27 protein-coding genes and 1 riboswitch are annotated in these 23,233 nt (G+C 39.7%); of the genes, 3 read left to right on the forward strand and 24 right to left on the reverse strand.

Annotation, left to right across the window (positions count from 1 at the left end; all coding sequences use genetic code 11):
• Window positions 1–12: 12 nt before the first annotated feature.
• Window positions 13–1,281 carry a nucleobase:cation symporter-2 family protein gene (locus tag MGG13_RS11155; protein ID WP_239034902.1) on the reverse strand — a complete coding sequence of 423 codons (1,269 nt, stop codon included), beginning with the start codon at window positions 1,279–1,281 and terminating at the stop codon, window positions 13–15.
• Window positions 1,281–1,859, reverse strand: a complete 579-nt coding sequence (gene xpt / locus MGG13_RS11160; RefSeq protein WP_239034903.1) for a xanthine phosphoribosyltransferase — start codon at window positions 1,857–1,859, stop codon at window positions 1,281–1,283. Before xpt ends, MGG13_RS11155 begins: the two co-directional genes overlap by 1 nt.
• A 77-nt stretch (window positions 1,860–1,936) precedes the next feature.
• A riboswitch (purine riboswitch) is annotated at window positions 1,937–2,036 on the reverse strand.
• Window positions 2,037–2,270: 234 nt separating this feature from the next.
• Between xpt and MGG13_RS11165 the strand changes: the two genes are divergently transcribed.
• Both MGG13_RS11165 and MGG13_RS11170 read left to right on the forward strand, forming a co-directional pair.
• Window positions 2,271–3,410, forward strand: coding sequence for a DUF2382 domain-containing protein (locus tag MGG13_RS11165; RefSeq protein WP_239034904.1), 1,140 nt, complete (start codon window positions 2,271–2,273; stop codon window positions 3,408–3,410).
• A gap of 61 nt (window positions 3,411–3,471) precedes the next feature.
• Window positions 3,472–4,227, forward strand: a complete 756-nt coding sequence (locus MGG13_RS11170) for a ZIP family metal transporter (RefSeq protein WP_239034905.1) — start codon at window positions 3,472–3,474, stop codon at window positions 4,225–4,227.
• Window positions 4,228–4,286: 59 nt separating this feature from the next.
• Here MGG13_RS11170 and MGG13_RS11175 read toward each other — a convergent pair.
• The 6 genes from MGG13_RS11175 to MGG13_RS11200 all read right to left on the reverse strand — a co-directional run bounded on the left by MGG13_RS11175 (window position 4,287) and on the right by MGG13_RS11200 (window position 9,651).
• A protein-coding gene (locus MGG13_RS11175) for an IS3 family transposase (protein WP_133432853.1) occupies window positions 4,287–5,437 on the reverse strand; the annotation gives its coding sequence in 2 pieces (ribosomal slippage) (window positions 4,287–5,164 and window positions 5,164–5,437; 1,152 coding nt in all).
• 99 nt (window positions 5,438–5,536) lie between these two features.
• Window positions 5,537–6,754 carry a carboxylate--amine ligase gene (locus MGG13_RS11180; protein WP_239034906.1) on the reverse strand — a complete coding sequence of 406 codons (1,218 nt, stop codon included), beginning with the start codon at window positions 6,752–6,754 and terminating at the stop codon, window positions 5,537–5,539.
• 374 nt (window positions 6,755–7,128) lie between these two features.
• Window positions 7,129–7,581: a hypothetical protein gene (locus MGG13_RS11185; protein ID WP_239034907.1), complete on the reverse strand. Its 453-nt coding sequence runs from the start codon at window positions 7,579–7,581 to the stop codon at window positions 7,129–7,131.
• 22 nt (window positions 7,582–7,603) lie between these two features.
• Window positions 7,604–8,557, reverse strand: a complete 954-nt coding sequence (locus MGG13_RS11190) for a DUF6731 family protein (RefSeq protein WP_239034908.1) — start codon at window positions 8,555–8,557, stop codon at window positions 7,604–7,606.
• 184 nt (window positions 8,558–8,741) lie between these two features.
• Window positions 8,742–9,374, reverse strand: coding sequence for a hypothetical protein (locus MGG13_RS11195; RefSeq protein ID WP_239034909.1), 633 nt, complete (start codon window positions 9,372–9,374; stop codon window positions 8,742–8,744).
• Window positions 9,375–9,420: 46 nt separating this feature from the next.
• The gene (locus tag MGG13_RS11200; protein WP_239034910.1) at window positions 9,421–9,651 is read right to left on the reverse strand and encodes a hypothetical protein; all 231 of its coding nucleotides are present in this window, start codon (window positions 9,649–9,651) and stop codon (window positions 9,421–9,423) included.
• A 92-nt stretch (window positions 9,652–9,743) separates the two neighbouring features.
• Here MGG13_RS11200 and MGG13_RS11205 point away from each other — a divergent pair.
• A protein-coding gene (locus tag MGG13_RS11205; RefSeq protein WP_239034911.1) for an IS3 family transposase occupies window positions 9,744–10,888 on the forward strand; the annotation gives its coding sequence in 2 pieces (ribosomal slippage) (window positions 9,744–9,990 and window positions 9,990–10,888; 1,146 coding nt in all).
• A 124-nt stretch (window positions 10,889–11,012) separates the two neighbouring features.
• Here the strand turns inward: MGG13_RS11205 and rpsR are convergent.
• The 16 genes from rpsR to rpmH form a co-directional block, all read right to left on the reverse strand.
• Complete coding sequence (gene rpsR, locus MGG13_RS11210; protein WP_133417641.1) at window positions 11,013–11,255, reverse strand: 30S ribosomal protein S18; 243 nt, start codon at window positions 11,253–11,255, stop codon at window positions 11,013–11,015.
• 25 nt (window positions 11,256–11,280) lie between these two features.
• Window positions 11,281–11,796 carry a single-stranded DNA-binding protein gene (gene ssb, locus MGG13_RS11215; protein ID WP_133432496.1) on the reverse strand — a complete coding sequence of 172 codons (516 nt, stop codon included), beginning with the start codon at window positions 11,794–11,796 and terminating at the stop codon, window positions 11,281–11,283.
• Window positions 11,797–11,817: 21 nt separating this feature from the next.
• Window positions 11,818–12,108 carry a 30S ribosomal protein S6 gene (rpsF, locus tag MGG13_RS11220; RefSeq protein ID WP_133417643.1) on the reverse strand — a complete coding sequence of 97 codons (291 nt, stop codon included), beginning with the start codon at window positions 12,106–12,108 and terminating at the stop codon, window positions 11,818–11,820.
• A gap of 109 nt (window positions 12,109–12,217) precedes the next feature.
• Window positions 12,218–12,541 carry a hypothetical protein gene (locus MGG13_RS11225; RefSeq protein ID WP_133432497.1) on the reverse strand — a complete coding sequence of 108 codons (324 nt, stop codon included), beginning with the start codon at window positions 12,539–12,541 and terminating at the stop codon, window positions 12,218–12,220.
• 14 nt (window positions 12,542–12,555) lie between these two features.
• On the reverse strand, window positions 12,556–13,656 hold the full coding sequence (ychF, locus tag MGG13_RS11230; protein WP_239034912.1) for a redox-regulated ATPase YchF: 1,101 nt from the start codon (window positions 13,654–13,656) through the stop codon (window positions 12,556–12,558).
• Window positions 13,657–13,668: 12 nt separating this feature from the next.
• The gene (locus MGG13_RS11235; protein WP_133432499.1) at window positions 13,669–13,863 is read right to left on the reverse strand and encodes a DUF951 domain-containing protein; all 195 of its coding nucleotides are present in this window, start codon (window positions 13,861–13,863) and stop codon (window positions 13,669–13,671) included.
• Window positions 13,856–14,731 carry a mechanosensitive ion channel family protein gene (locus tag MGG13_RS11240; protein WP_133432500.1) on the reverse strand — a complete coding sequence of 292 codons (876 nt, stop codon included), beginning with the start codon at window positions 14,729–14,731 and terminating at the stop codon, window positions 13,856–13,858. The genes MGG13_RS11235 and MGG13_RS11240 overlap by 8 nt, the downstream gene beginning before the upstream one ends.
• Before the next feature lie 5 nt (window positions 14,732–14,736).
• Window positions 14,737–15,582, reverse strand: a complete 846-nt coding sequence (locus MGG13_RS11245) for a ParB/RepB/Spo0J family partition protein (RefSeq protein ID WP_275416108.1) — start codon at window positions 15,580–15,582, stop codon at window positions 14,737–14,739.
• The gene (locus MGG13_RS11250) at window positions 15,575–16,333 is read right to left on the reverse strand and encodes a ParA family protein (protein ID WP_133432502.1); all 759 of its coding nucleotides are present in this window, start codon (window positions 16,331–16,333) and stop codon (window positions 15,575–15,577) included. The genes MGG13_RS11245 and MGG13_RS11250 overlap by 8 nt, the downstream gene beginning before the upstream one ends.
• Before the next feature lie 91 nt (window positions 16,334–16,424).
• Window positions 16,425–17,267, reverse strand: coding sequence for a nucleoid occlusion protein (gene noc / locus MGG13_RS11255; RefSeq protein WP_239034913.1), 843 nt, complete (start codon window positions 17,265–17,267; stop codon window positions 16,425–16,427).
• 26 nt (window positions 17,268–17,293) lie between these two features.
• A complete protein-coding gene (rsmG, locus tag MGG13_RS11260; protein WP_239034914.1) occupies window positions 17,294–18,010 on the reverse strand; it encodes a 16S rRNA (guanine(527)-N(7))-methyltransferase RsmG in 717 nt (238 codons plus the stop codon).
• Window positions 18,011–19,882 (reverse strand): tRNA uridine-5-carboxymethylaminomethyl(34) synthesis enzyme MnmG, encoded by a 1,872-nt coding sequence (gene mnmG, locus MGG13_RS11265; protein ID WP_239034915.1) that lies wholly within the window; start codon window positions 19,880–19,882, stop codon window positions 18,011–18,013.
• 13 nt (window positions 19,883–19,895) lie between these two features.
• Entirely contained in the window at window positions 19,896–21,275 is a 1,380-nt protein-coding gene (mnmE, locus tag MGG13_RS11270; protein WP_239034916.1) for a tRNA uridine-5-carboxymethylaminomethyl(34) synthesis GTPase MnmE, read from the reverse strand.
• A gap of 118 nt (window positions 21,276–21,393) precedes the next feature.
• Window positions 21,394–22,173 (reverse strand): RNA-binding cell elongation regulator Jag/EloR, encoded by a 780-nt coding sequence (gene jag, locus MGG13_RS11275; RefSeq protein ID WP_239034917.1) that lies wholly within the window; start codon window positions 22,171–22,173, stop codon window positions 21,394–21,396.
• 11 nt (window positions 22,174–22,184) lie between these two features.
• Complete coding sequence (gene rnpA / locus MGG13_RS11280; RefSeq protein ID WP_133452125.1) at window positions 22,185–22,532, reverse strand: ribonuclease P protein component; 348 nt, start codon at window positions 22,530–22,532, stop codon at window positions 22,185–22,187.
• A gap of 91 nt (window positions 22,533–22,623) precedes the next feature.
• Window positions 22,624–22,761, reverse strand: coding sequence for a 50S ribosomal protein L34 (gene rpmH, locus MGG13_RS11285; RefSeq protein WP_133417655.1), 138 nt, complete (start codon window positions 22,759–22,761; stop codon window positions 22,624–22,626).
• Window positions 22,762–23,233 lie beyond the last annotated feature (472 nt).

Genomic DNA, 23,233 nt, shown 5'->3' on the forward strand with positions numbered 1-23,233 from the left:
TTTGATAACCTATTATTTCATAGTTTCTTCAATTTGTTGATTGTTTATACCATTAAAAAATAAATTCAGTAAAATCGCTGTCAGTGTACCGAGCACAATCCCGTTTTGTGTCAGCCATGCATAGTCTTCACCAAACTTGGCAAATGCACCTGGGACAGTCGTAATACCGAGACCGACACCGACTGACACAGCGATAATCAGCAGGTTATCCTGCTTCGTGAAGTCGATTGCACCCAGCATCTTAACACCATAGGCCATTACCATGCCGAACATCGCAATCATGGCTCCACCGAGAATAGGGGTCGGAATAATCGTTGCAAGGGCACCAAACTTCGGCATCGACCCGGCTAAGATAAGAAGTGCCACCATACCGTACATGACGTTTTTTGATTTGACGCCTGATAAAGAGACAAGTCCGACGTTCTGAGAATAAGCTGTATAAGGAAAGGCATTGAAAATAGAACCGAGTACAATCGCAATCCCTTCAGCGCGGTAACCTTTAGAGATATCTTTACGCTCAATCGGTGTCTTCGTGATTTCACTCAGAGCGTGATAAACACCTGTCGATTCAATCAGACTGACGATACCGACAATAACGAAGAGTAATATAGAGCCGATTTCGAATTTAAAGCCGCCGAAACGGAATGGTTTAGGAAGTTCAAACCAGTTTGAGTTATGAACGGCACTGACATCTACTAATCCGAAAAATGAAGCTACGATAGTACCGACAACCAGTCCCAGTAAGATTGCTATAGAACGAATAAAACCTGATGAAAGACGGTGAATCACTAAAATAATAATCAAGGTCATCAGCCCGAGTATAATATTCAGCGGATCGCCGTAAGACTTCGAACCTTGGCCGCCTGCCAGGTTATTCATTGCAACCGGCATAAGTGTGATTCCGATAATCGTCACAACACTGCCCGTGACGATCGGCGGGAAGATCTTGACTAAATAAGAGAAGAACGGGGCAATCAGGACGATAATGATACCCGACGCAAAAAGCGAGCCATACAAGACGTCTATACCATGCTTCGAGCCAATCATAATCATCGGCGTGACAGCGGTAAATGTACAGCCAAGAACGACTGGCAGGCCGATACCAATTCCTTTGTAGACTTGCAGGAAAGTCGCTACTCCGCACATAAAGATATCAATAGAGACAAGATACGCGATTTCTTCACCAGAGAAGCCAAGCGCTTTACCGACGATAATCGGAACGATAATAGCACCTGCATACATCGCCAGAAGGTGCTGGATACTTAATAGGAGGTTTTTCATTATTCTTCTCCTACTAAAGTCACTTTATCGCCTTCTAATGAAGTAATACGACAGAGACTGAGGACATCTAGTCCTTCATTCTTCAGACGGTCTGCACCTTGCTGGAAGCTCTTTTCGATAACAATACCGACACCGACACATTCAGCCCCAGCTTGTTTGACTAAATCGTAAAGGCCGAGTGCTGCTTCGCCGTTTGCCAGGAAGTCATCGATAATCAGGACCTTATCATCAGCTGAGAGGAATTTCTGTGAAACGACTACATGGCTTGTTTTGTTCTTCGTATAAGAATGAATATCTGTCGCGTATACTTCTTCAGTCAGTGTTGAAGGAATCGCCTTTTTTGCAAATAGACAAGGCACGTCGAATGCGAGCGCCGCCATAATAGAAGGCGCAATACCACTTGCTTCAATCGTCAGTATTTTCGTAACATCTTTATTCTTATAGTAATCATAAAAATGGTCTGCTACCTTCTTCATCAGCGCTGCATCAATCTGATGATTCAAAAAAGCATCTACTTTAAGAACCGAACCTGCAATCACTACGCCTTCATCTTTCACTTTCTGCTGTAACTCTTTCACGATTGTCCTCCTTAAAATAAAAAAACTCACCTTTTGGAATAGGCGAGTAAAAAAAGAATGTCCAGACTCTGCTGAGAATGGATTCACTTTTTACTCATAGTCACGTCATTTAAGGTGCGTGGTAGATACTTCAAAGCCATATTCTTTAATTATATGAGTGTTTTATTTAATTTTTTATTTAATTGATGATAACAAATTTAGAGTCGAATATCAAGGACAAATCCGCATAGAATCAAGGTTTCACCCTTATTTTGGTTAATGTAAACGGATTAATTTCTAATATTTTTTTAATTATTTTAATTTTTAAGTGTTTAGGGTGGGAGCCGTCGGGTATATTTCTAACATCACAAGAAAATCAAAACGACACCTTAGAGATTTACAACACATTAGTGATTGGGAGGTAGAATTACAATGGGAAACATTGAATCATTTTCTAGTGAACAAGCATTATTAGGTAGAATTGATAACTTGAAGTCTCAAGGAGTAGCTGAACGCGACTTACACGTCATTTCTAAAAACAAACTTGAAGGTTCTGCATTGAACTATACAGATGTTAACTTCAAGAATGCTGATGGATCATTTGGCGATAAAGTAGCTTCACTCTTCACTGGGGAAGATCCTCAGGCACGTGTATTTGATAAATTAAACTTATCAGATGCTGAACGCAATCAATATGAAAGAGAAGTTGAAAGTGGCAACATCTTACTTTATGTAGATAATGATGCAACTTACAATACTTCTACAACAGAAAGAGATCACAATTACGTTGAAGGTCAGGCTCACCACAACGACACTTACACAAATGGTGTAGTTGGCGGATTTGCTAACCCTGATGCAGTAAACCGTGATCGTAACGAGACATTACATGAAGGAGCGTACTCTAATCCTGATGACGGAACAACTGGTCTGACTGGAAGACAAAGTGTACAATCTGACACTGATGCCGAGTATTCTGAGAAACACCGTACAAATAACTTACAAACTAGAGAGGAACATGTAGACATGAAAAACGAATTTAACAATGACTTAAACCGTAACGAATTTGACCGCGTAGACAACAACGAATTAGTAGATGGACGTCGTGACGAGTACGTATTCGACGAAGATATCGCTAACCGTACAGACTTATCACATGACGAAAAAATCCGTTTACACGAAGAACGCCTTCGCGTAGGTAAAGATAATGTTCAAACTGGTGAAGTACGTATCGACAAAGACGTAGTTGAAGAGCGTCAAGAATTCGATGTACCTGTAAGCCGTGACGAAGTTACTATCGAACGTCGTCGTGTAGACGAAAGAGTAGACGGAGATGTTGACTTTGACCGTTTAGATAACGATACTATCCGTGTACCATTAACTGAAGAACGCATCAACGTTGAAAAAGAAAATGTTGTAGCTGAAGAATTAGTAATTAAGAAAAACCGTGTACAAGACACAGCTCACGTATCTGAAACTGTACGTAAAGAGCAAGTTGATATCGATGACACAAATGGTCGTCATGTTGACGGTGAAGTTATCGACCGCGACAACGATTTATTAGACCGTCGTTAATCATAACTTAATTAAACATGACCCCGGAAGAAATCTTCCGGGGTTTTTTGGAGGATAAAAAATGGGAGCAGCTTTTTTCTGGGGCGCATTATCAGGTGGCGCAGTGCTACTCGGCGCTATCATTAGTATGATTATTCATATTCCCCGTAAAATATTAGGTTTTATTATGGCTTTTGGTGTCGGAGTTTTAATTGGTGCAGCGACATTTGAACTTCTGCAGGAATCACTCGATAAAAGTGAACTGCAAAATACATTGATCGGTTTTATTGCTGGTTCTTTTGTTTTCACTGCAATAGAAGGCATTTTATCTCGCCACGGTGGAAAACACCGTAAACGTTCTAATGCTCATGAGCTTAAACAAGATGATGCGAAAGATAGTAACGATTCTGGTGGCGGCCTTGGTATCTTTATCGGAACTGTAATGGATGCGATTCCTGAGTCTATTATGCTCGGAACAACGTTAATTGGTGGTAAAGGTGTCAGTATGTTACTCTTACTCGCTATTTTTATCAGTAATATTCCTGAAGGTTTATCTAGTACATCAGGTATGCTAAAAAGTGGTCAGTCTAAAGGTAAAGTCGTCGGCCTATTCGTTGCTGTTACCGTTGTAGCAGGTCTCAGTGCCTTATTCGGCTATATCTTCCTTGATCATGCTGATCCAGCTGTTATCTCTATTATTTCAAGCTTTGCTGCCGGCGGTATCATCACCATGATTGGTGCCACTATGATGCCGGAAGCCTATGAAGATGGCGGCGCATTAGTAGGTCTTTTCACTGCAGCAGGCGTCATTACATCTATTATTTTAGATCATCTGTAAAAAAAATCTTAGGCGTAAGGTACTGAACCCTGAAAATGGGACGGAATAAAAAACACTTTTTATAAGGCTGCTTGTATTCGGTATTGAACCGGAGATAAGTAGCCTAATTTTTGTTGAATTCTATTTTCATTATAATTTTTGATGTAATTACTCACAATCTCTTTTACAATAAAGTTAGAGTTCTTTTGCTCACTGTTTAAGTAGAATGTTTCAGACTTTAGTGTGGAATGAAAACATTCTATACAGGCATTATCTGACGGTGTCCCCTTACGGGACATCGAACGGATGATGCCTTTTTCCTTACATGCCAGGTAATACTCCCTTGAAGTATAGACACTTCCCTGATCGCTGTGAAGCATACATCCCTTCGGGATATTGAGCTGATTCAGTGTATCAAGGACGAAGTTTGTATCCTGTACATCACCTATGGTGAATGCCACAATCTCACCATTGTGAAGGTCCATAATTGATGAAAGATAAAGCATCGTATTACCGAAAGGCAGGTAAGTGATATCTGTCACGAGCTTGGTCAGAGGTTGATCAGATTTAAAATCACCCTTCAACAGATTGTCTGTAAGATGGTAGGGCCGGCCTATACGCGTTTTCTTCTTGACTCTGACTCTGCAGTTCCATTTATTTTTCTGCATAATTCTCTGGACTCGCTTGTGATTAACACGCTGCTTGGTCTGTTTGTTTAAGAGGTAACAGATTTTACGATAACCGTAGGTGTAGTTATATTTTTTGCACAGCTCACCTATTTTTATCGTGATTTCATCTTTTGCTCTGTCCGACTGTTTCTTCCAGCGGTAATAAGTAGATCTTGCTACCTCCAGTGTGGATAAAATAAGTGATAATGGATGTTCATTCTTCAGACTCTCGACTAAACTAACAACTATTTCTGGTACCAGCTCCTTTCCAACTCCCTGTACTTTTTTAGAACATCAATTTCAGCTGCTTTTCTCTTGTTATCCAGTTTAAGCTGTTCGATCTCAGATAATTCCTCAGTGCCCTTGCCATAACTATATTGTTTTCCTACATTCTGATCGAAACGATGGGTCTCATTATTTTTATACCATCTCCACCAAGTGTTGACCTGGGTTCTGTTTCTGATATTTAGCTCATCCATAATCTCTCTTGTGGAAAAGCCCTCGGCTTTCATTTTTACACATTTCCATTTAACTTCACTTGAATAAGCAATTCTCTGCATAATAAAACACTCCTATCAAATTCATTTTATATGAATTCAACAAGAGTGTTTTTTATTCTGTCCCATTAATTGGGGTCAGTCCGGTAATGCCTAAGATTTTTTTTATGACTGCTCCCACTCTCTATTACGATACTTTTTGAAATAATTCATGTCTCGCAGCTTCAGATAAATCTTTCTTTTCAGAGAACGGTCTTTTTTATATTTTAAAGGATTAAATGTCCTTCCTTGTTTAATAAGCCCTCTCACTTCCTCTTTGAGCTCGGAACTACTGATTCCTTGTAGAATGAGAGCCGGCGGAATGACTGTAAAAATCATTTTTTTGTCTAAATAAACAAGCGGATGACTTTTATGTTCAATTAAATCCTCCACATAACAGCGCGCAATGGAATAACCACTTTCTCTGACATATGAACTTGAACGACCGGCACGTAAATTAACTTCCAGAAATTTAAATTTCCCGTTCCGTGCATCATACTTCAAGTCAAAGTTCGCAAAGCCTTTGTAACCCGTATCTTCCATCATGCGGACAGCTTTGTCCATCAGCTCTTTTTGATAGTGTGTAATAAGTGCCGTATAATTGCCGACAGCTGTCAGTTGAGGCTCTTGTGATAAAACTTGTGCGAGTGTCACCACTTGGCCTTTGCCGTTCCGATCACTGTAATAAACCATATCCCAGAGTTCCTGGTCATTTCCTTCAATATATTCCTGCAGAATCAGGTCTTTTCGGTAACCATTATCATACAGCAGTTTAATAGTCTGGTTAACTTCATCGTATGAAGTAAGACGGTAGATTTTCTGTTTACCCGGGAAATGAAGATCAAAATAAGCTGTGCCATCATTCACCTTGATAATGACCGGGAACATCACTTCTTCATGAAAAGTCGTCAGTTCATGACAATCTATTGTAAAGGTCTTAGGGATATCTAATCCGTATTGTTCACATAACTGATAAAAATGCTTCTTGTAATAGAACTGATCAAATAGTTCCTGACTTGGAAAGTTTAAGATGAATCGCTCACTAATTGAATCACTATGTTTAATAAGTAGTTTCACATACTCATCTGTTGTCGCAACGAGCAGTAGTTTCTGTTGACCGTACTTCTCCGCTATCTCATTTAAAGTTCTTATGAACACTTCATCCTGATATAATTCAGGTTCTATTATATAGGCTTCTGTTAAAGAAGATAATTCTGTAAATGCCAGCTTCCCCGCTGCTACTACAATTGATTTTTTTTGATAATCTTCATGGAACGATGCAGCTGCTGCATATGCATGTATATTAGCACCAATAATCACTGGTGTGAACGCCGTATTTGCCATATTTCAATAACCTCGTTTCCCCTCATTACTCCTTATATTATCATAATTTTTGTCAGCTTTTTTCATTTTTTTCTAATATCTGACTTAACTAATATGATTTAAAAAATAACTTAAAATTGCTATGGGAAAAAGGGATGCAATTTTCACTAAAAAAAGACCTTTCACTATTGAAGTGAAAGGTCTGCAATATTATTGCTCCTCTTTCAGATACAGCATTTTTTACCACTTCCCCAAAGTCTCAAAACCTTATATATCAAGGATTTGAAGCGGTGCGTATCTTAAAAGTGTTTCCTGGCCTTGCCCTTAGTAGCAAATATCTGCCCTTTTTTTGCCCTTAGTTAAATTGTGTTTTTAGGATTCGATATTAATTTATACTAAACATCATTGAAAATCGAAAATAAATTAATTATTAAGAATAAAATAAAATTCCAAAAATACAAAATAATAAGTGCTATAAGAATATTACCTGTAAATAATGATATATTGTTGCCGGTATTTTCATTTCCAATTATAAAAGTCAAACTAACTGCTAAAATTATAGTTATAAAACCGGATAATAAAGTCATTATTCCAAGCAATATAAAATCTGCTTTTGCTTCTTTTTTAGATAAGACACTTTGCAAAAATGGTTGTTTGGATAATACTGTAACCATACTAATTATTGTCCCTAGAAAACCTAAACTGATACTTGAAAAATTAATATATGCTTCCAGAGCAGTAGAGGTGCCTTTAAATACACTTATATCAAATTTTACTTTGTAACCTATATATATCAGAATAGTCATTAAAATAAATATAATTAAATTTGATATTTTACTGAAAGTCATTTAAATCACCTCTACCTTTTAGTTAATCTGGGATATGGTGTACTACATCATCCCTATAGATTTCTTGCATCCTTGAAAAAACCTCATCAGTATTCAATTCAGATCTATCATTTTTAGTAAATATTATCTGTCTCTGAAGTTTTTGATTATATACATCTACTACTGAGATATTTTCATTTTCGTTAATTCTAGCTTTAACCATTAATTTTTCTACATCTTTATTTTTTTTATAAGTCTCTATAATTTCTTTAGCTGCGTCATTTTCAAAGTATACATCATTTACTTTCTCAGCTTTAACTCTGAATTCTACATATTCTACATTTATATCTCTGTTGCTTGGAAAAATTCTTTTAAATAAATCTTTTGATGATTCACGTGTAATTCTAACAAAAAAATCACGGTACTCTTCAGCATTAAATACCTCTTGTTTTCTTCTTTCATCTTCAATGAGACTAAGTTTAATCTCTCTTCCATTATCATATTTTTCTCGATATAAAGTATCTATAAATATTTCAACGCCATTTGGACTCAAGGAGCTAATATTTCTCTGTATCATAAATACTTTTTTAAAAGGATCATATAAAACTGTAATTTGATGACCAATATATTCATCATCTTCTAAATCTAAAGGTTTAGTTGATCCTAACACTTTACTCACGTTCGGTATAACATGATGTAATCTTTCAAACGTTAGATGGAAATAATCATTTTCATTTTTATATACATAAATTAACTTTACTTTTTCGTCATTATAGGGAATTATCTTTAAATAGTCTAAAAGATTTTCCTCTACATTTTCTCCTTGCTCATTATCTAATCTAGTTTTATCAATATCATTACTCGAATCTTTTGCCGGATTGTACAAATTATAAAGTTCATTAAATAATTCTGTTAAATCTGCCGGCTTATTACTTAGTCGCTCATCAACTTCAAATACGTTATAAAAGTAAAAATTAACGACTCTTTGACTTTCCATTTCCCTAACCTCTTTCTATGTGTAGTATTTTAATTATACTTTTACCAATAATCTCCTGTATATAAAACTTTATATGGAATTTTGCATAAAAAGAGCAGCTTAGGTCGGGATGACAAAAGCTGCTACTACACATATTCAATTATAAAACATAATTTTAAAGTAAACAAATTTTATCAAACAATTTTCACTGTAATTCTTGAAGTATTTTCATATGCTCTTCGTTTAGTCTTTCCATAAATTCAGGAATCCATTTTCTATATCTTTCACAATTATAACTATATTCATTTATCAGTCTTAAATATACATCTTGGTTATCTCGTTTTTCATAAACTTGTTTTGGTAAATAAATAGTAAGATTAACTGTTGATCGTTCAAAATTATTTTCAAAATAAATTCTTCTTAATTCCGGGAAGTAGGAAAAGTTATTATTTATTTCCAAAAATATATAACCATTATCATCCATTTGGTAAATTTCATTATTAATAATATTCCACTTCTCAGGATATCGTGCGTCATTTCTATCAATCTCACTAAAAAATTTTAGGTATTTTTCCATAACTTTGAAATCATATCTACATACTTTTGCTATGTTCTCTTTAAGTTGTTGTATAGCTTCAATTTTCTTTTCTACTAAAAATCTGTTTGTATCTAATTTTAATTGATGTTCATTCTGAATTTTTATTTTATTTATTTCATGATTAAATAGCCTTTTCTGATTATATATATTATAAAAATTATTTATAAGTGCTACTACAATACCTGACACTAAGCCAGAAGTTAAAATTATGCTAATTAAATTGAAGTTTATATTATCCATACTTAACCCTCCCTCTGTTAAATATACAAAAACCACCTAGCAATTACTAGATGGTTTTGTCATCATTATTTTTCTCTTCTCTTTCTATTGCTGCACTAAAGAAGCTCTCTATTTCTTCCTTAGTATATGGCTCGCCATCCAAACGGTTAGGTTGAGCCAGCTTTTGTTCTTGTTCTCTTTGTGCATCCCCTAATGATTTTAAAAACTCTTCTACACTAATAGGCTCATCATCTAAACGCTTTTTATTTTTTTCATTAACTTCACCTCTTTCACTCACACTCTTTATTCATGGTCTGAATCGTCTACACTTAGTTGGACAATTTCTATGTGAATAGATATTGTTAATCTAAGAAAGTAGGCGATTTATTTATGTCACGTGAAAGAAGAAGTTTCAGTCCAGAATTCAAATTACAGATGGTCAAACTTTATGAGAATGGTAAACCTAGAAATGAAATTGTACGTGAGTATGACCTGACGCCTTCGGCATTAGGGAAATGGATCAAACAGCATCAGTCCACAGGGTCATTTCTGCACAACGACAATATGAGTGATGAAGAGAAGGAACTCAAGAAATTACGTAAAGAGAACCAGCGGCTGAAGATGGAGAATGACATTTTAAAGCAAGCAGCGCTGATCATGGGACGAAGATAGCCGTCATTCGTGAGAATGCCGAGAAATATTCAGTATCAGCAATGTGTAAAGTCCTGCGGATTCCTAGAAGTACCTACTATTATGAAGTCAACAAGCTGAGTGACAGAGAAAAAGAACCGCCTGATGAAGACGTCACTGAGAAGATCATTCATATCTTCAATACAAACAGGCGTTGTTTTGGCACGAGAAGAATCAAGATAGCATTAGATAAACAAGGTCTGAAAGTCTCCAGGAGACGGATTGGTCGTATTATGAAATCTAAAAATCTTATCTCCACATATACTTCCCTGCGTTACAGAGCCTTTCCGGATCGGTCGAATGAACGCAATATTACTAATGGTCTGGGCAGATTATTCTATAGAGAAAGACCGATGGAAGTGCTTGTGAGTGATCTGACATATGTAAAGGTGGCAGGAAAATGGCATTACATATGCTTATTTATTGATCTCTTTAACCGCGAAATTGTTGGCTACAGTGCAGGACCCAATAAAGATAGTCGTCTTGTTTCAGCAGCTCTTAGTACTATCAGACATGATTTAAGAGAGGTACAGATGTTCCATACAGACAGAGGCAAAGAGTTTGATAATCATCTTATTGATGAAGTGCTTGATACCTTCGGTATCCAGAGATCGCTAAGTATGAAAGGATGCCCATACGATAATGCAGTAGCTGAAACTACGTTTAAAGCGATGAAGACTGAATTTATCAATCAATATAACTTTCAATCTATTGATCATTTGAATATTGAACTTTTTGATTATGTGAACTGGTATAACAATGTCAGGCCGCACGGCGCATTAAATTATCTAACACCAAGGGAATATAAAGAAATATTCTATAAAAACTGTCCAATATTATGTTGACAGACCATACCTTGTATATAGTTTTTCTCACATTCTACCCTTTTTCTGCCCTTTTTTTCATATCCGAGACATAAAAAAAGCCCTCTAACCGTTGCGGTTAAAGGGTTTCTCTTATAAATATATATTATTGCTCCTCTTTAACATATGGTAATAATGCCATATGACGTGCACGTTTGATCGCTACAGTTAACATACGTTGGTATTTAGCTGAAGTACCTGTTACACGACGTGGTAAGATTTTACCGCGTTCAGAGATGAATTTTTTAAGTAATTCTGCATCTTTGTAGTCGATTTGTGTGATACCGTTTGCTGTGAAGTAACACACTTTTTTACGACGACGTCCGCCTCTTCTTGGTCCACCTGCCATGATTGTTGCCTCCCTTACTTATTGATTAGAACGGTAAATCATCGTCACTGATATCAATCGGCCCTGTTGCATTCGCAAATGGGTTGTTTGATGCAGGAGATGATGTCTGGTTATTTGTTTGATTATTTGCCTGATAATTCTGACCTTGTGATTGTCCACCGAATCCCGGGTCATAACTTGAATAGTCATTAGACGAGTTGTCCTGACGGTTCTGGTTAGCACCTTTAGGTTCTAAGAACTGTACTGAGTCACAGACGACTTCAGTCACATACACTTTACGGCCTTCTTGATTATCATAGCTGCGAGATTGCAATCTACCATCCACACCAGCTAAACTACCTTTACTTAAGTAATTATTGACGTTTTCAGCTTGTTTACGGAATACGACACAGTTTAAGAAGTCCGCCTGGCGTTCTCCTTGAGCGTTCGTAAATGTGCGGTTAACCGCTAATGTAAACGTAGCAACTGATACGCCTGAGGGTGTGACTCTGTATTCGGGATCCTTCGTTAAACGACCTACTAATACAACACGATTAATCATGCAATTCGCCCCCGTTGATTATTATTTTTCTTCTTCGCGTACAATGATATGACGGATAATATCGTCATTGATCTTCGCTAAACGATCGAATTCGTTTGTTGCTTGATCAGTAGAGTTAACGCGTACGATTTGGTAGAAACCTTCTTTGAAGTCTTCGATTTCGTAAGCTAAACGACGTTTACCCCAATCTTTTGCTTCGATGATTTCCGCACCGTTTGAAGTTAAGATTTCGCTGAAACGTTCAACTAACGCTTTCTTCGCATCTTCTTCAATGTTCGGGCGTACAACGTACATAATTTCGTATGTTCTCATCAATTACACCTCCTTATGGTCTATGCGGCTTTACTGTTTCGTAAAGCAAGGAATAATTTTCATTACTCACAATTGAATATTATAGCATAGTAAGATACAGATTACAACATTAGTAGAGTACTTCGTCTAATTTATAGACGACCATTTCTTTGACATGAAAGAGCTTGATATCTTCTGAGGAATAGAGATATTCGTAGAGATAGTAATCACTGTCCTCAGGATCGATTTCATCACAGCTGACGATGTCCAGATAACGAATCGCGTCTTCAGGATAGCTGACTTTTTTATAAATATCTTCATTCAGTGCAACGTATTCATCTTTTCGGACAGCCTGTACAAAATAGTAATAGATGACATTATACATCTCCTGTCCTTTAGGACCTGACTTTGTGATGACTTTAATGCCGTAGATAATCCGCTTTAAAGGTTTCATGTCTGCCTCCTGAATTAAACATTAAATCTGAAATGTACAACGTCTCCATCTTTCATCAAGTAATCCTTACCTTCCAGACGTACTTTACCTGCTTCTTTCGCGCCGTTCATCCCGTTATTGCCGACTAAATCATCGAAGCTGACTGTCTCTGCACGGATGAAACCACGTTCAAAGTCTGTATGGATGATACCTGCACATTGGGGTGCTGTCATGCCTTGCTTAAACGTCCAGGCACGTACTTCCTGCTCACCTGCCGTGAAATAAGTCGCAAGTCCAAGAAGGTGATAAGATGCTTTGATCAATTTATCAAGACCTGATTCTTCAATACCGAGGTCAGTCAGATATTCCTGTTTATCTTCATCGTCAAGCGCTGCGAGTTCTTCTTCAATACGAGCGCTGATGACAATGACTTCAGACCCTTCTTTATCCGCATAGTCACGAATCGCTTTGACGTAATCATTGCTATCCGCATCTAATAAATCATCTTCTGCCACATTCGCGACATATAGCATCGGTTTAGCAGTCAAAAGGTGCATGCCTCTGACAAGACGCTGCTGTTCCGGTGTAAACTCTACACTGCGGACAGGCTGCTCATTTTCAAGTGCTTTTTTAACAATTGCGAGTACCGCTTCTTCTGCCATCGCATCTTTATCTTTTTGTTTCGCCATCTTTTGTACACGTGCATAGCGTTTCTCTACAGATTCCATATCTGCAAGTACCAGTTCCATATTGATGACTTCGATATCATCAATTGGATTTACTTTACCTGATACGTGTGTGATGTTCTCATCTTCAAATGCACGGACAACCTGACAGATCGCGTCTACTTCACGGATATGAGAAAGGAATTTGTTACCGAGTCCTTCTCCTTTAGATGCACCTTTAACGATACCGGCGATATCTGTAAACTCAAATGCTGTCGGTACTGTTTTCTTTGGTGTCACCAGTTCAGTCAGTTTGTCTAAACGATAGTCAGGGACTTCTACGATACCGACGTTCGGGTCGATTGTTGCAAATGGGTAGTTCGCAGCAAGTGCCCCCGCTTTAGTAATTGCGTTGAATAAAGTGGATTTACCGACGTTTGGTAAACCGACGATTCCAGCTGTTAATGCCATAATTGTTCTCCTTTATGATTCGTCAGCTGACGAAATGATTTTTTTGATTTTTTTATTGAATTCAGGACGTGGCATCATAATGCTTCGTCCGCAGTTCTCGCATTTAATACGAATATCGGCGCCCAGACGGATGATCTGAAACGCATTCGTTCCGCATGCATGCTGTTTCTTCATCTCAACAATATCATTCATCTGATAGTTATTCATGTTCCGGGCCCCCTTTAGGTTGATTATACATGACCATTCTTGGAACAGGTGCTTTGACACCGTGACTATCCAGAAAGTCCTTCAAGTCGCCACGCAGGAGTCTTGAAACTTTAACGTGATTGTTCGGTAATGTTTCTGCTGCAATCTTAATCACAGCCTCGCCTGCTTTCACCATATCGACACCTAATATTTCAGGGGTCTTCACGACATCCTCGTATTTATCCTTCAGCGTCAGAAGATAAGGTGTCAGCATCTCTTCTACAGCTCGAATATTCTCCTCGCTGGAGATAGATACTTCAAAGACTGCGACAGAATTATTGACTGAGAAATTGACAATCTCATTCATTGTACCATTCGGCAGGATAGTCAGTTCTCCTGTGAACGACCGGATTCTAGTTGAACGAAGACCGATAGACTGCACTGTACCTTCTGCGACTTTCGTGCCACCTGTATTAATTCTGACGTAGTCTCCAACATCAAACTGACTCTCGAAGATAATGAAGAATCCTGTAATCACATCTTTCACGAGTGTCTGAGCACCAAAACCAAGCGCGATACCGGCAATTCCGGCACCAGCAATCAGACTTTCCACTTTGATACCCATATTGCTGAGAACTGTCGTCAACACAACAAACCAGACGACATAAGTGGTAATATTCTGCAGCAGTTTGATAAGGGTTGTATCCCGTTTTTCAGACATCGATAGGTTAGACAATCTTCTGACTTTGAAAAACTGCGCAATAGCAAAGTGCAGCACTTTAATGACACCAAAAGCAACCAGGATAATGATGATTGACCAGAACGTATTAACACCGATATCTTTCCACATCTCTGAGTCAAGCAGCGGGTTGATTAAATGTTTCTCCATTGTGTTTAAACACGCTCCAGCAGGCTAATCAGACGATTAAATTCCTCTTCTGAAGTGAACTCAATCGCAATCTTGCCTTTTTTACGTGATTTAGAGATTTCAACATTCGTACCTAAATGCTGTTTGAGCGACTGTTCATGTTTCACAAGAAACTTTGGTTTTGCCGGTACCTTTTTAGGTTGCTCAGGAGACGATGTCAGCGACTTAACATACTGCTCCAGTTGTCTGACACTCCATGATTCTTTTATGACCTGCTTGGCAATAGTCATCATATCCGCTTCATTTTTAAGACCTAAGAGCGTTCGACCATGCGCGCCTGACAATTTCTTATCATTGATCAGCTGCTTGATTTCTTCCGGCAGGTTCAACAGACGAAGCATATTCGCGATATAAGGACGTGATTTCCCGAGCCTGTCAGCTGCTTCTGCCTGCGTTAATGATAAATGATCCATCAGGAGCTGATAGCTTTTTGCTTCTTCTAAAGCATTCAAGTCTTCACGCTGCAGGTTTTCTATGATCGCGAACTCCATCATCTGTTTATCCGTCATCGATTTGACGATAGCGGGGATGTCTGTCTTGCCGGCCAGTTTACTTGCACGGTAACGACGCTCACCCGCTACAATGTCATAACCTTTGACTGATTTTTTGACGATAATCGGCTGTAGGATGCCGTGCAGTTTAATCGATTCTGCTAGTTCTGCGAGTGCCATTTCATCAAATTCATGACGTGGCTGATAGGGATTTGGACGAATATCATCCAGCTTCAGCTGTTCAACCACTTCATCTCCTTTATTATCCTGAAAGAGTGCATCAAGGCCGCGGCCGAGCCCTTTACCCAGTCCTCTAGCCATGATTGATGACCTCCTCTGCTAAATCCGCATAAGTCTTCGCACCCGTAGAGCGTGCATCGTAGACATTGATCGGCTGTCCGTGTGAAGGTGCCTCTGACAGACGGACATTACGCGGAATAATGGTGTCATATACTTTGTCACCGAAATGCGAGCGCACTTCAGCCATCACATCATTACCCAGGTTTGTACGCGCATCAAGCATCGTGAGCAGCACACCTTCAATTTCAAGCGACTGATTTAAGTGGCGTTGAACCAGCTTGATTGTATTCAGGAGCTGACTTAAACCTTCAAGTGCGTAATATTCACATTGTACAGGAATAATGATACCTGTAGCTGCTGTAAATGAGTTGATAGTCAGAAGACCCAGTGACGGCGGACAGTCGATAATGATGTAATCAAATGACTCTTCCAGTTCTTTAAATGCATATTTCAGACGGACTTCACGGCTCATTGCAGAGACCAGTTCAATTTCAGCACCCGCTAATGCGATATTTGCCGGGATGATGGACAAGTTCTCCTGCTCTGTCTTCAGAACAACTCGATTGATTGAAACATCTTCAACCAGCATGTCATAAACTGAGAATTTCACGTTGTTTTTATCTATACCGACACCACTTGTCGCGTTACCTTGAGGATCTGTATCAACTAACAGGACTTTCTTCCCTCGTTCAGCAAGCGCAGCACTTAAGTTGACAGAAGTCGTCGTTTTACCGACGCCGCCCTTCTGATTGGCGATAGCTAATATCTTCATTTTTTTCTCTCCTTGCTGTTTCTTCATTATTACGATTATAACAATATTAGAACTAAACTGCACAAACTAAAAAACCATCCGGAAAGGATGGTTACTGGTTATTCTGGTTTTTGAAGACTTTGATCGAGATTTCGTAGAAGTTAGCATATTCAGTGTCTTTACGCTTCACTTTAATCCCGCTCTTCTCAACGGCTTTAACACTCTCGCCGATTGTATTGAAGGCAAGCTTCATATCACGTGTAAACGCAATACGTGTCGGTTTAACGTCTTCGCCGCCGAGCATTCGTTTGACGCGTTCTTCTGTCTGCTTGACGTTCAGACCCTGACTTTTAATGATGCCGAGCATTTCCTTCTGCTGGTTTTCATTTAATGCAAGCAGGCTTCTCGCATGTCGCTCTGTAATCTGTAACTGACTGAGCGCTTCAAGAATAGGTGAAGAAAGTCTTAATAAACGCAGCTTATTGGCAATAAAGGACTGGCTTTTACCGAGACTTGTCGCAAGATCCTGTTGTGTAATACCATCTAAATCCAGCAGTTTCTTATAAGCTTCCGCTTCTTCAACGACAGAAAGATTTTCACGCTGAATATTCTCAATCAGGGCAATAGCCGCTGTTTCTTTATCATTCAGTGGTTTCACCAGGACTTCAGTTTCAGCGGTACCATTTAATTTAAGCGCTCTGAAGCGGCGTTCGCCCGCAATAATTTCATACATCTCTTCTTCAATTGGACGAACCACGATCGGCTGAAGCAGACCATATGCTTTAATGGAATCCGCCAGCTCCTGAATCTTTTCTTCGTCAAACACCTGTCTCGGCTGGTAACGGTTCGGCACGATACGTTCTATCGCAATCTTGATGACATTGCCTTCTGCACGTTCCCCTGCCATATCTTCTTTATCACGTAATCCAAATAGCTTTGAAAAAGGTTTCTTCATCTCATTCGACTCACTTTCATCACATCTTATTTCATCAGCGGTTCTTTCGCAGGCGTGCCTGCTTTTCGCGGATATTTTTTAGCAGTCTGTCTGCGTTTTTCAATATCCACGATATAACGTGTACTCTCTTCCATCGGCAGTGTAAACTGATGATTTGCAACAATTTCGCCGCCTAGAATGTTCACGGCAAACAGACCTTCTTCTATTTCAATCTCGCCCTGTGCACCTTTTAGTGCCAGGAAGTGTCCGCCTTTTCTGACAAGCGGCAGACACAGTTCGCTGAGCACCGACAGACGGGCAACCGCACGGGCTGTCACGACGTCGTATGATTCACGTTTTTCTGAGCGGCCGAAAGTCTCTGCACGGTCATGTGTGAACTGCACCTGTTCCAGATTCAGCTCCGCAGCGAGATGGTTCAGGAAGTTAATGCGTTTGTTAAGAGAATCTACTATCGTCAGTTTGATGTGTGGAAACAGGATTTTAAGCGGAATACTTGGGAAACCTGCGCCTGCACCTACATCACATAGTGTCTCAATTTCCTTGAAATCAAAGTAAAAGCTAGGTGTCAATGAGTCAAAGAAATGCTTTAAGTAGACTTCTTCCTTTTCAGTAACAGCAGTTAAATTAATTTTCTCATTCCACTCTACTAGATTTTCATAATAAATTGCAAACTGTTTCAGTTGTTTTTCTGTTAATTCAAATCCTTTTGCCCGGAGTGCTGCTATAAACTGCTCTTCATTCATCTAATTCACCTTCGCAATCTTTCCCTGTTCAATATAGACAAGCAGAATCGATACATCAGCCGGGTTAACCCCGGAAATACGTGAAGCCTGACCGACACTCAGCGGCTTTACTTCCTTCAGTTTCTGACGCGCTTCTGTCGCGAGACTATGGATTGCATCGTAATCGATGTTCTCAGGAATCTTCTTGTCTTCCATACGTTTCATTTTTTCAACTTGCTGCAGAGATTTATCAATATAACCTGCATATTTTGTCTGAATCTCAACCTGCTCTGCGACTTCTTCAGAGACTTCGATGTCATCTGCAAGAATCTCACGAATCGCTGCATAATCCATTTCTGGACGTTTCAACAGATCAATCGCTAAAATACCATCTTTTAAAGCAGCACCACCATGTTCTGCGATCAAGTTCTGCGTATGCTCATTCGGTTTAATACGTACGTTAGAAAGACGATTGATTTCTTCTTCAATCGCTGCTTTCTTTTCTTCAAAGCGGCTATAGCGTTCATCTGAGATCAGACCGATGTCATGACCGATTTCAGTCAGACGCAGATCCGCATTATCGTGACGTAACAGTAAACGATACTCTGCGCGGCTTGTTAACAGACGATAAGGTTCATTCGTTCCTTTTGTGACTAGGTCGTCAATCAGTACACCGATGTAGGCATCCGCACGACCTAAAATAAGTGGTTCACGCCCCAGTACTTTAGCAGCGGCGTTGATACCGGCCATCAGTCCTTGTCCTGCTGCTTCTTCGTAGCCGGATGTCCCGTTAATCTGTCCCGCTGTGAACAGTCCGTCAATCTTCTTCGTCTCAAGTGACGGCCAGAGCTGTGTCGGTACAATCGCATCATATTCGATGGCATAGCCTGCACGCATCATATCTGCGCGCTCAAGACCAGGAATTGATTGCAGCATCTGTCTTTGAACATGTTCTGGCAGGCTGGTAGATAACCCCTGGACATAGACTTCTTTCGTGTTACGTCCTTCCGGCTCCAGGAAAATCTGGTGGCGCGGCTTATCGTTGAAACGAACGAATTTATCTTCAATAGACGGGCAGTAGCGGGGTCCCGTCCCTTTAATCATGCCTGAATACATCGCTGACAGATGAAGATTGTCATCGATAATCTGATGTGTTTTATCATTCGTATAAGTCAGCCAGCATGGCAGCTGATCTAAAATATATTCTGTCGTATCATAGCTGAATGCACGACCGACGTCGTCACCCGGCTGAATCTCTGTTTTGTCATAGTCGATTGTATTGCCGTTGACACGTGGCGGTGTACCTGTTTTAAAACGGACAATATCAAATCCAAGGTCACGGAGATGATCAGCGAGTTTAATAGACGGCATCTGGTGATTCGGACCTGATGAGTATTTGATTTTACCCAGAATAATTTCCCCACGCAGGAATGTACCTGTCGTCAGAACGACCGCATCTGCATGATAAGTCGTCCCAATAACTGTTTCAACGCCGGTCACTTTACCGTCTTCTATAATCAGATGCTCGACCATTCCCTGCATAATATCAAGGTTTGGTGTGTTTTCAATCACATCTTTCATTTCCTGCTGATAAAGGACTTTATCCGCCTGCGCACGAAGTGCACGGACAGCCGGCCCTTTACCTGTGTTCAGCATGCGCATCTGTATATGTGTTTTATCGATAGTTTTTGCCATCTGTCCACCCAGTGCATCGATTTCACGTACCACAATCCCCTTTGCAGGGCCACCTACTGACGGGTTACATGGCATGAAAGCGACTGAATCAAGGTTGATGGTCAGCATGAGGGTTTTGGCGCCCATTCGTGCTGACGCAAGTCCCGCTTCAACCCCGGCATGTCCTGCACCGACGACAATTACGTCATATTTTTCCAAGTTTGTTTCCTCCTTATTTACCGAGACAGAACTGACTGAATAACTGATCAATCAGACTGTCTGATACTTCTTCACCGATCACTTCGCCGAGTAATTCCCATGTTCTGATTAAGTCAATCTGCACCATATCAATCGGGACACCCATACTAGCGGCATTCATCGCTTCATTAATAGAAGTCTTCGCTGATTTTAATAGGCTGATGTGACGGGCGTTGGATACATAAGTCATATCCTGCTGCTGCACCGCTCCTTCAAAGAACAGTTTCGCAATCTGTTCCTCGAGCTGGTCAATACCTGCCTGAGAAAGCATCGATGTCTCGACAATCGGCGCGTCCCCCATCATTTTCTTCACTTCAGCGATGTCCAGTTTCTGTTCTAAATCGGTTTTATTGATGATGACAATCACATCTTCATTTTTAATGACTTCAGCAAGCTGATAGTCGCTCTCTGTTAAAGCTTCATTATAATTCAATACGTAAAGAATCAGGTCTGCTTTACTCAGCGCCTCGCGACTGCGCTCAACGCCTATTTTCTCAACGATATCTTCAGTTTCACGGATACCCGCTGTATCCACCAGGCGCAGCGGTACACCTCTGACATTGACGTACTCCTCTAATACATCACGCGTAGTCCCTGCGACTTCTGTAACAATCGCTTTATTATCCTGAATGAGTGTATTCAGCATTGAACTTTTACCGACATTCGGTTTGCCGACGATGACCGTTGACAAGCCTTCACGCAGAATCTTACCTTGTGCACCTGTCGTCAGCAGCTCGTCGATCGCCTGCTCGATTTTACGTGCTTCGGCCAGCAGAAACTGCGTCGTTGCTTCTTCGACGTCATCGTACTCAGGATAATCAATATTCACTTCCACCTGCGCCAGAATTTCAAGGATGGACTGTCTGAGCCCTTTAATCATCGTACTTAGGCGTCCTTCTATCTGATTCATAGCCACTTTGCTGGCACGATCCGTTTTCGAACGAATGAAATCCATGATTCCTTCTGCCTGTGACAAATCGATACGCCCATTCAGGAAAGCACGTTTTGTAAATTCTCCCGGTTCAGCAAGACGTGCACCATGTGACAGTGTCAGCTCTAAAATACGGTTCACTGTCATGATACCACCGTGACAGTTGATTTCGACAATATTTTCACGCGTATAAGTACGTGGCGCACGCATGACAGCCACCATGACTTCTTCTATGATTTCTGCGGTTTCTGGATCGATAATATGTCCGTAGTTGATTGTATGACTCTCTACTTCCATTAATGACTTCTTTCCTTTATAGAGCCGGTCAGCAATTTCGATTGCATCATGTCCGGACAATCTGACAATGGCAATCGCGCCCTCACCCATTGGGGTGGATATACTTGAAATAGTTTCAAGTTCCATCTTATCTCCTCCATTGATTCATTCGTTGATTGTAAAATGAAACACCTAAAAAACAAATCTATATGCTCTAAATAAACAGATTAACTCTAAAAACAAAAGTTTTTAGAGTTAATCCTTTCTATTTTGATTTAATCACTAAATAGCGGTGAGGTTCGCGACCTTCTGAATAGGTTTCGATATTTTTCATTTTCATCAGAACTTGATGAATAATTTTTCTCTCATAATTAGGCATAGGTTCAAATTGAACAGGTTCCTGGCTTGTAAGTGCCTTCTGAGCCATATTAAGCGCCAGATTCTCGAGTGTCCCTTTGCGTTTCTCGCGGTAGTTCTCAATATCAAGCATCACAGTCACATAGCCTTTATGAGTCTGCTGAAGATGCGTCTCTGCAACTGTCTGCAGGGCATTTAAAGTATGACCTCTTTTACCGATGATACGCGCTGCATCGACTGAATCAAGATTGATGCTGACCTCATTGCTTTTTGTCGCAACGACACCGGTCGCCTCAATGCCCATATGCTTTAAAATCTGAATAAGATATTGAAGTGTCCCGTCAACAGATGCAGACAGATCTTTTTTCGCTTTTTGTCTCTCTTCAGCTTGCTGAACAGGTTCTTCAATTACCTTTTCTTCTACTAATTCATCTGTAACAACTGCCGGTTCTTCTTCGTTACCAGCATTTTTCTGGATATTATCTTTCAGTTCTGTCAGCGTGTACCGCTTGAGTTCTGGATCGATAATAATCAGAGTGACCACAGCGTCACGTCTGCCGATACCGAATAATCCTTTTTTCCCCGGGTCATCTACTTCAACCTTGACCTGCTGTTCACTGACATTTAAGCTGCTTAGTCCATTCTGTACCGCTTCTTCTACGGTTGTCCCTGTAAAAGTCTCCTGCATTCCAGCGCCTCCTATTTAATACGTTTATTAAATCCTTTGGCAATCTTCATGACATGTTCAAGGCTTTTATTGACTTCTTCTACTGACATATCAGCGGCAGGTTTTCTGGCTACAACGATAAAATCAGCAGCGATGATATCTTCTTTATGGCGAGTGAAGCTTTCTCTTATCGTTCTTTTAATCCGGTTACGAACGACCGCATTGCCGAGTTTCTTTGACACAGAGATACCTAGTCTGAAGTGCTCCGCTTCCTGCCTATCATATCGATAAATGACAAACTGCCGGTTCGCGACAGATTTTCCTTTTTTATAGACGCTCTGAAAATCTTCATTCTTTTTTATACGATAACTTTTTTCCAAGGTTTTCACTCAATTCTGCCGCATGTTTTATCCAATTATACTAAATGGCTATGCGTATTTAAACAAAAAAAAGACCACTGCAAGAGTGATCTTAAGCTGATAATACTTTTCTGCCTTTACGACGGCGACGAGCAAGAACTCTACGGCCGTTTTTAGTGCTCATACGTGCACGGAAACCGTGAACTTTACTATGTTTACGTTTATTTGGTTGATAAGTACGTTTTACCACTTAGGACACCTCCTATTTGCTTATTCATCTATTTTTCACGTGTATGTGATTGACAGTAACTACTGAAGTATAGCAAATTACACAAAACTCTGCAAGTTTAACTTAAGATCAACGACTATTAAAGTTATCCACTTATTCACAGCCTGCCATTCCATTATTGTGGATAAAATTTTCGCTCTCTTTTTTATTCACAGGTCAAAAATATAATCATCCTCAAATCCACATATCTGGATAACTCTCTTTGTGCACAATCGCTACTTTGTGGATAACTTTAGTTAGCTATTGATATTACTCACTTTATTTGCTATCATTTTGTTTATATTTCTTGTGGAAAACTAATAGCACTGCTCATGTTATCCACAAAGTGTGGATAGTTTGTGGATAGTTATCCATAAGCTGTTTTTAACATTATACACAGCTTTTGATACTGTGTATAACTAAAATAAAAATTTTTTAAAGAAAGAGGTCCGCT

The organism is Macrococcus brunensis, assembly GCF_022343725.1.
GTDB lineage: Bacteria > Bacillota > Bacilli > Staphylococcales > Staphylococcaceae > Macrococcus > Macrococcus brunensis.

Coding starts and splice junctions, on each gene's coding strand:
- MGG13_RS11155 (WP_239034902.1), bottom strand. CDS start 1,281: ATGAAAAACCTCCTATTAAGTATCCAGCACCTTCTGGCGATGTATGCA.
- MGG13_RS11165 (WP_239034904.1), top strand. CDS start 2,271: ATGGGAAACATTGAATCATTTTCTAGTGAACAAGCATTATTAGGTAGA.
- MGG13_RS11170 (WP_239034905.1), top strand. CDS start 3,472: ATGGGAGCAGCTTTTTTCTGGGGCGCATTATCAGGTGGCGCAGTGCTA.
- MGG13_RS11180 (WP_239034906.1), bottom strand. CDS start 6,754: ATGGCAAATACGGCGTTCACACCAGTGATTATTGGTGCTAATATACAT.
- MGG13_RS11185 (WP_239034907.1), bottom strand. CDS start 7,581: ATGACTTTCAGTAAAATATCAAATTTAATTATATTTATTTTAATGACT.
- MGG13_RS11190 (WP_239034908.1), bottom strand. CDS start 8,557: ATGGAAAGTCAAAGAGTCGTTAATTTTTACTTTTATAACGTATTTGAA.
- MGG13_RS11195 (WP_239034909.1), bottom strand. CDS start 9,374: ATGGATAATATAAACTTCAATTTAATTAGCATAATTTTAACTTCTGGC.
- rpsR (WP_133417641.1), bottom strand. CDS start 11,255: ATGGCAGGTGGACCAAGAAGAGGCGGACGTCGTCGTAAAAAAGTGTGT.
- ssb (WP_133432496.1), bottom strand. CDS start 11,796: ATGATTAATCGTGTTGTATTAGTAGGTCGTTTAACGAAGGATCCCGAA.
- rpsF (WP_133417643.1), bottom strand. CDS start 12,108: ATGAGAACATACGAAATTATGTACGTTGTACGCCCGAACATTGAAGAA.
- MGG13_RS11225 (WP_133432497.1), bottom strand. CDS start 12,541: ATGAAACCTTTAAAGCGGATTATCTACGGCATTAAAGTCATCACAAAG.
- ychF (WP_239034912.1), bottom strand. CDS start 13,656: ATGGCATTAACAGCTGGAATCGTCGGTTTACCAAACGTCGGTAAATCC.
- MGG13_RS11235 (WP_133432499.1), bottom strand. CDS start 13,863: ATGAATAACTATCAGATGAATGATATTGTTGAGATGAAGAAACAGCAT.
- MGG13_RS11240 (WP_133432500.1), bottom strand. CDS start 14,731: ATGGAGAAACATTTAATCAACCCGCTGCTTGACTCAGAGATGTGGAAA.
- MGG13_RS11245 (WP_275416108.1), bottom strand. CDS start 15,582: ATGGCTAGAGGACTGGGTAAAGGGCTCGGCCGCGGCCTTGATGCACTC.
- MGG13_RS11250 (WP_133432502.1), bottom strand. CDS start 16,333: ATGAAGATATTAGCTATCGCCAATCAGAAGGGCGGCGTCGGTAAAACG.
- noc (WP_239034913.1), bottom strand. CDS start 17,267: ATGAAGAAACCTTTTTCAAAGCTATTTGGATTACGTGATAAAGAAGAT.
- rsmG (WP_239034914.1), bottom strand. CDS start 18,010: ATGAATGAAGAGCAGTTTATAGCAGCACTCCGGGCAAAAGGATTTGAA.
- mnmE (WP_239034916.1), bottom strand. CDS start 21,275: ATGGAACTTGAAACTATTTCAAGTATATCCACCCCAATGGGTGAGGGC.
- jag (WP_239034917.1), bottom strand. CDS start 22,173: ATGCAGGAGACTTTTACAGGGACAACCGTAGAAGAAGCGGTACAGAAT.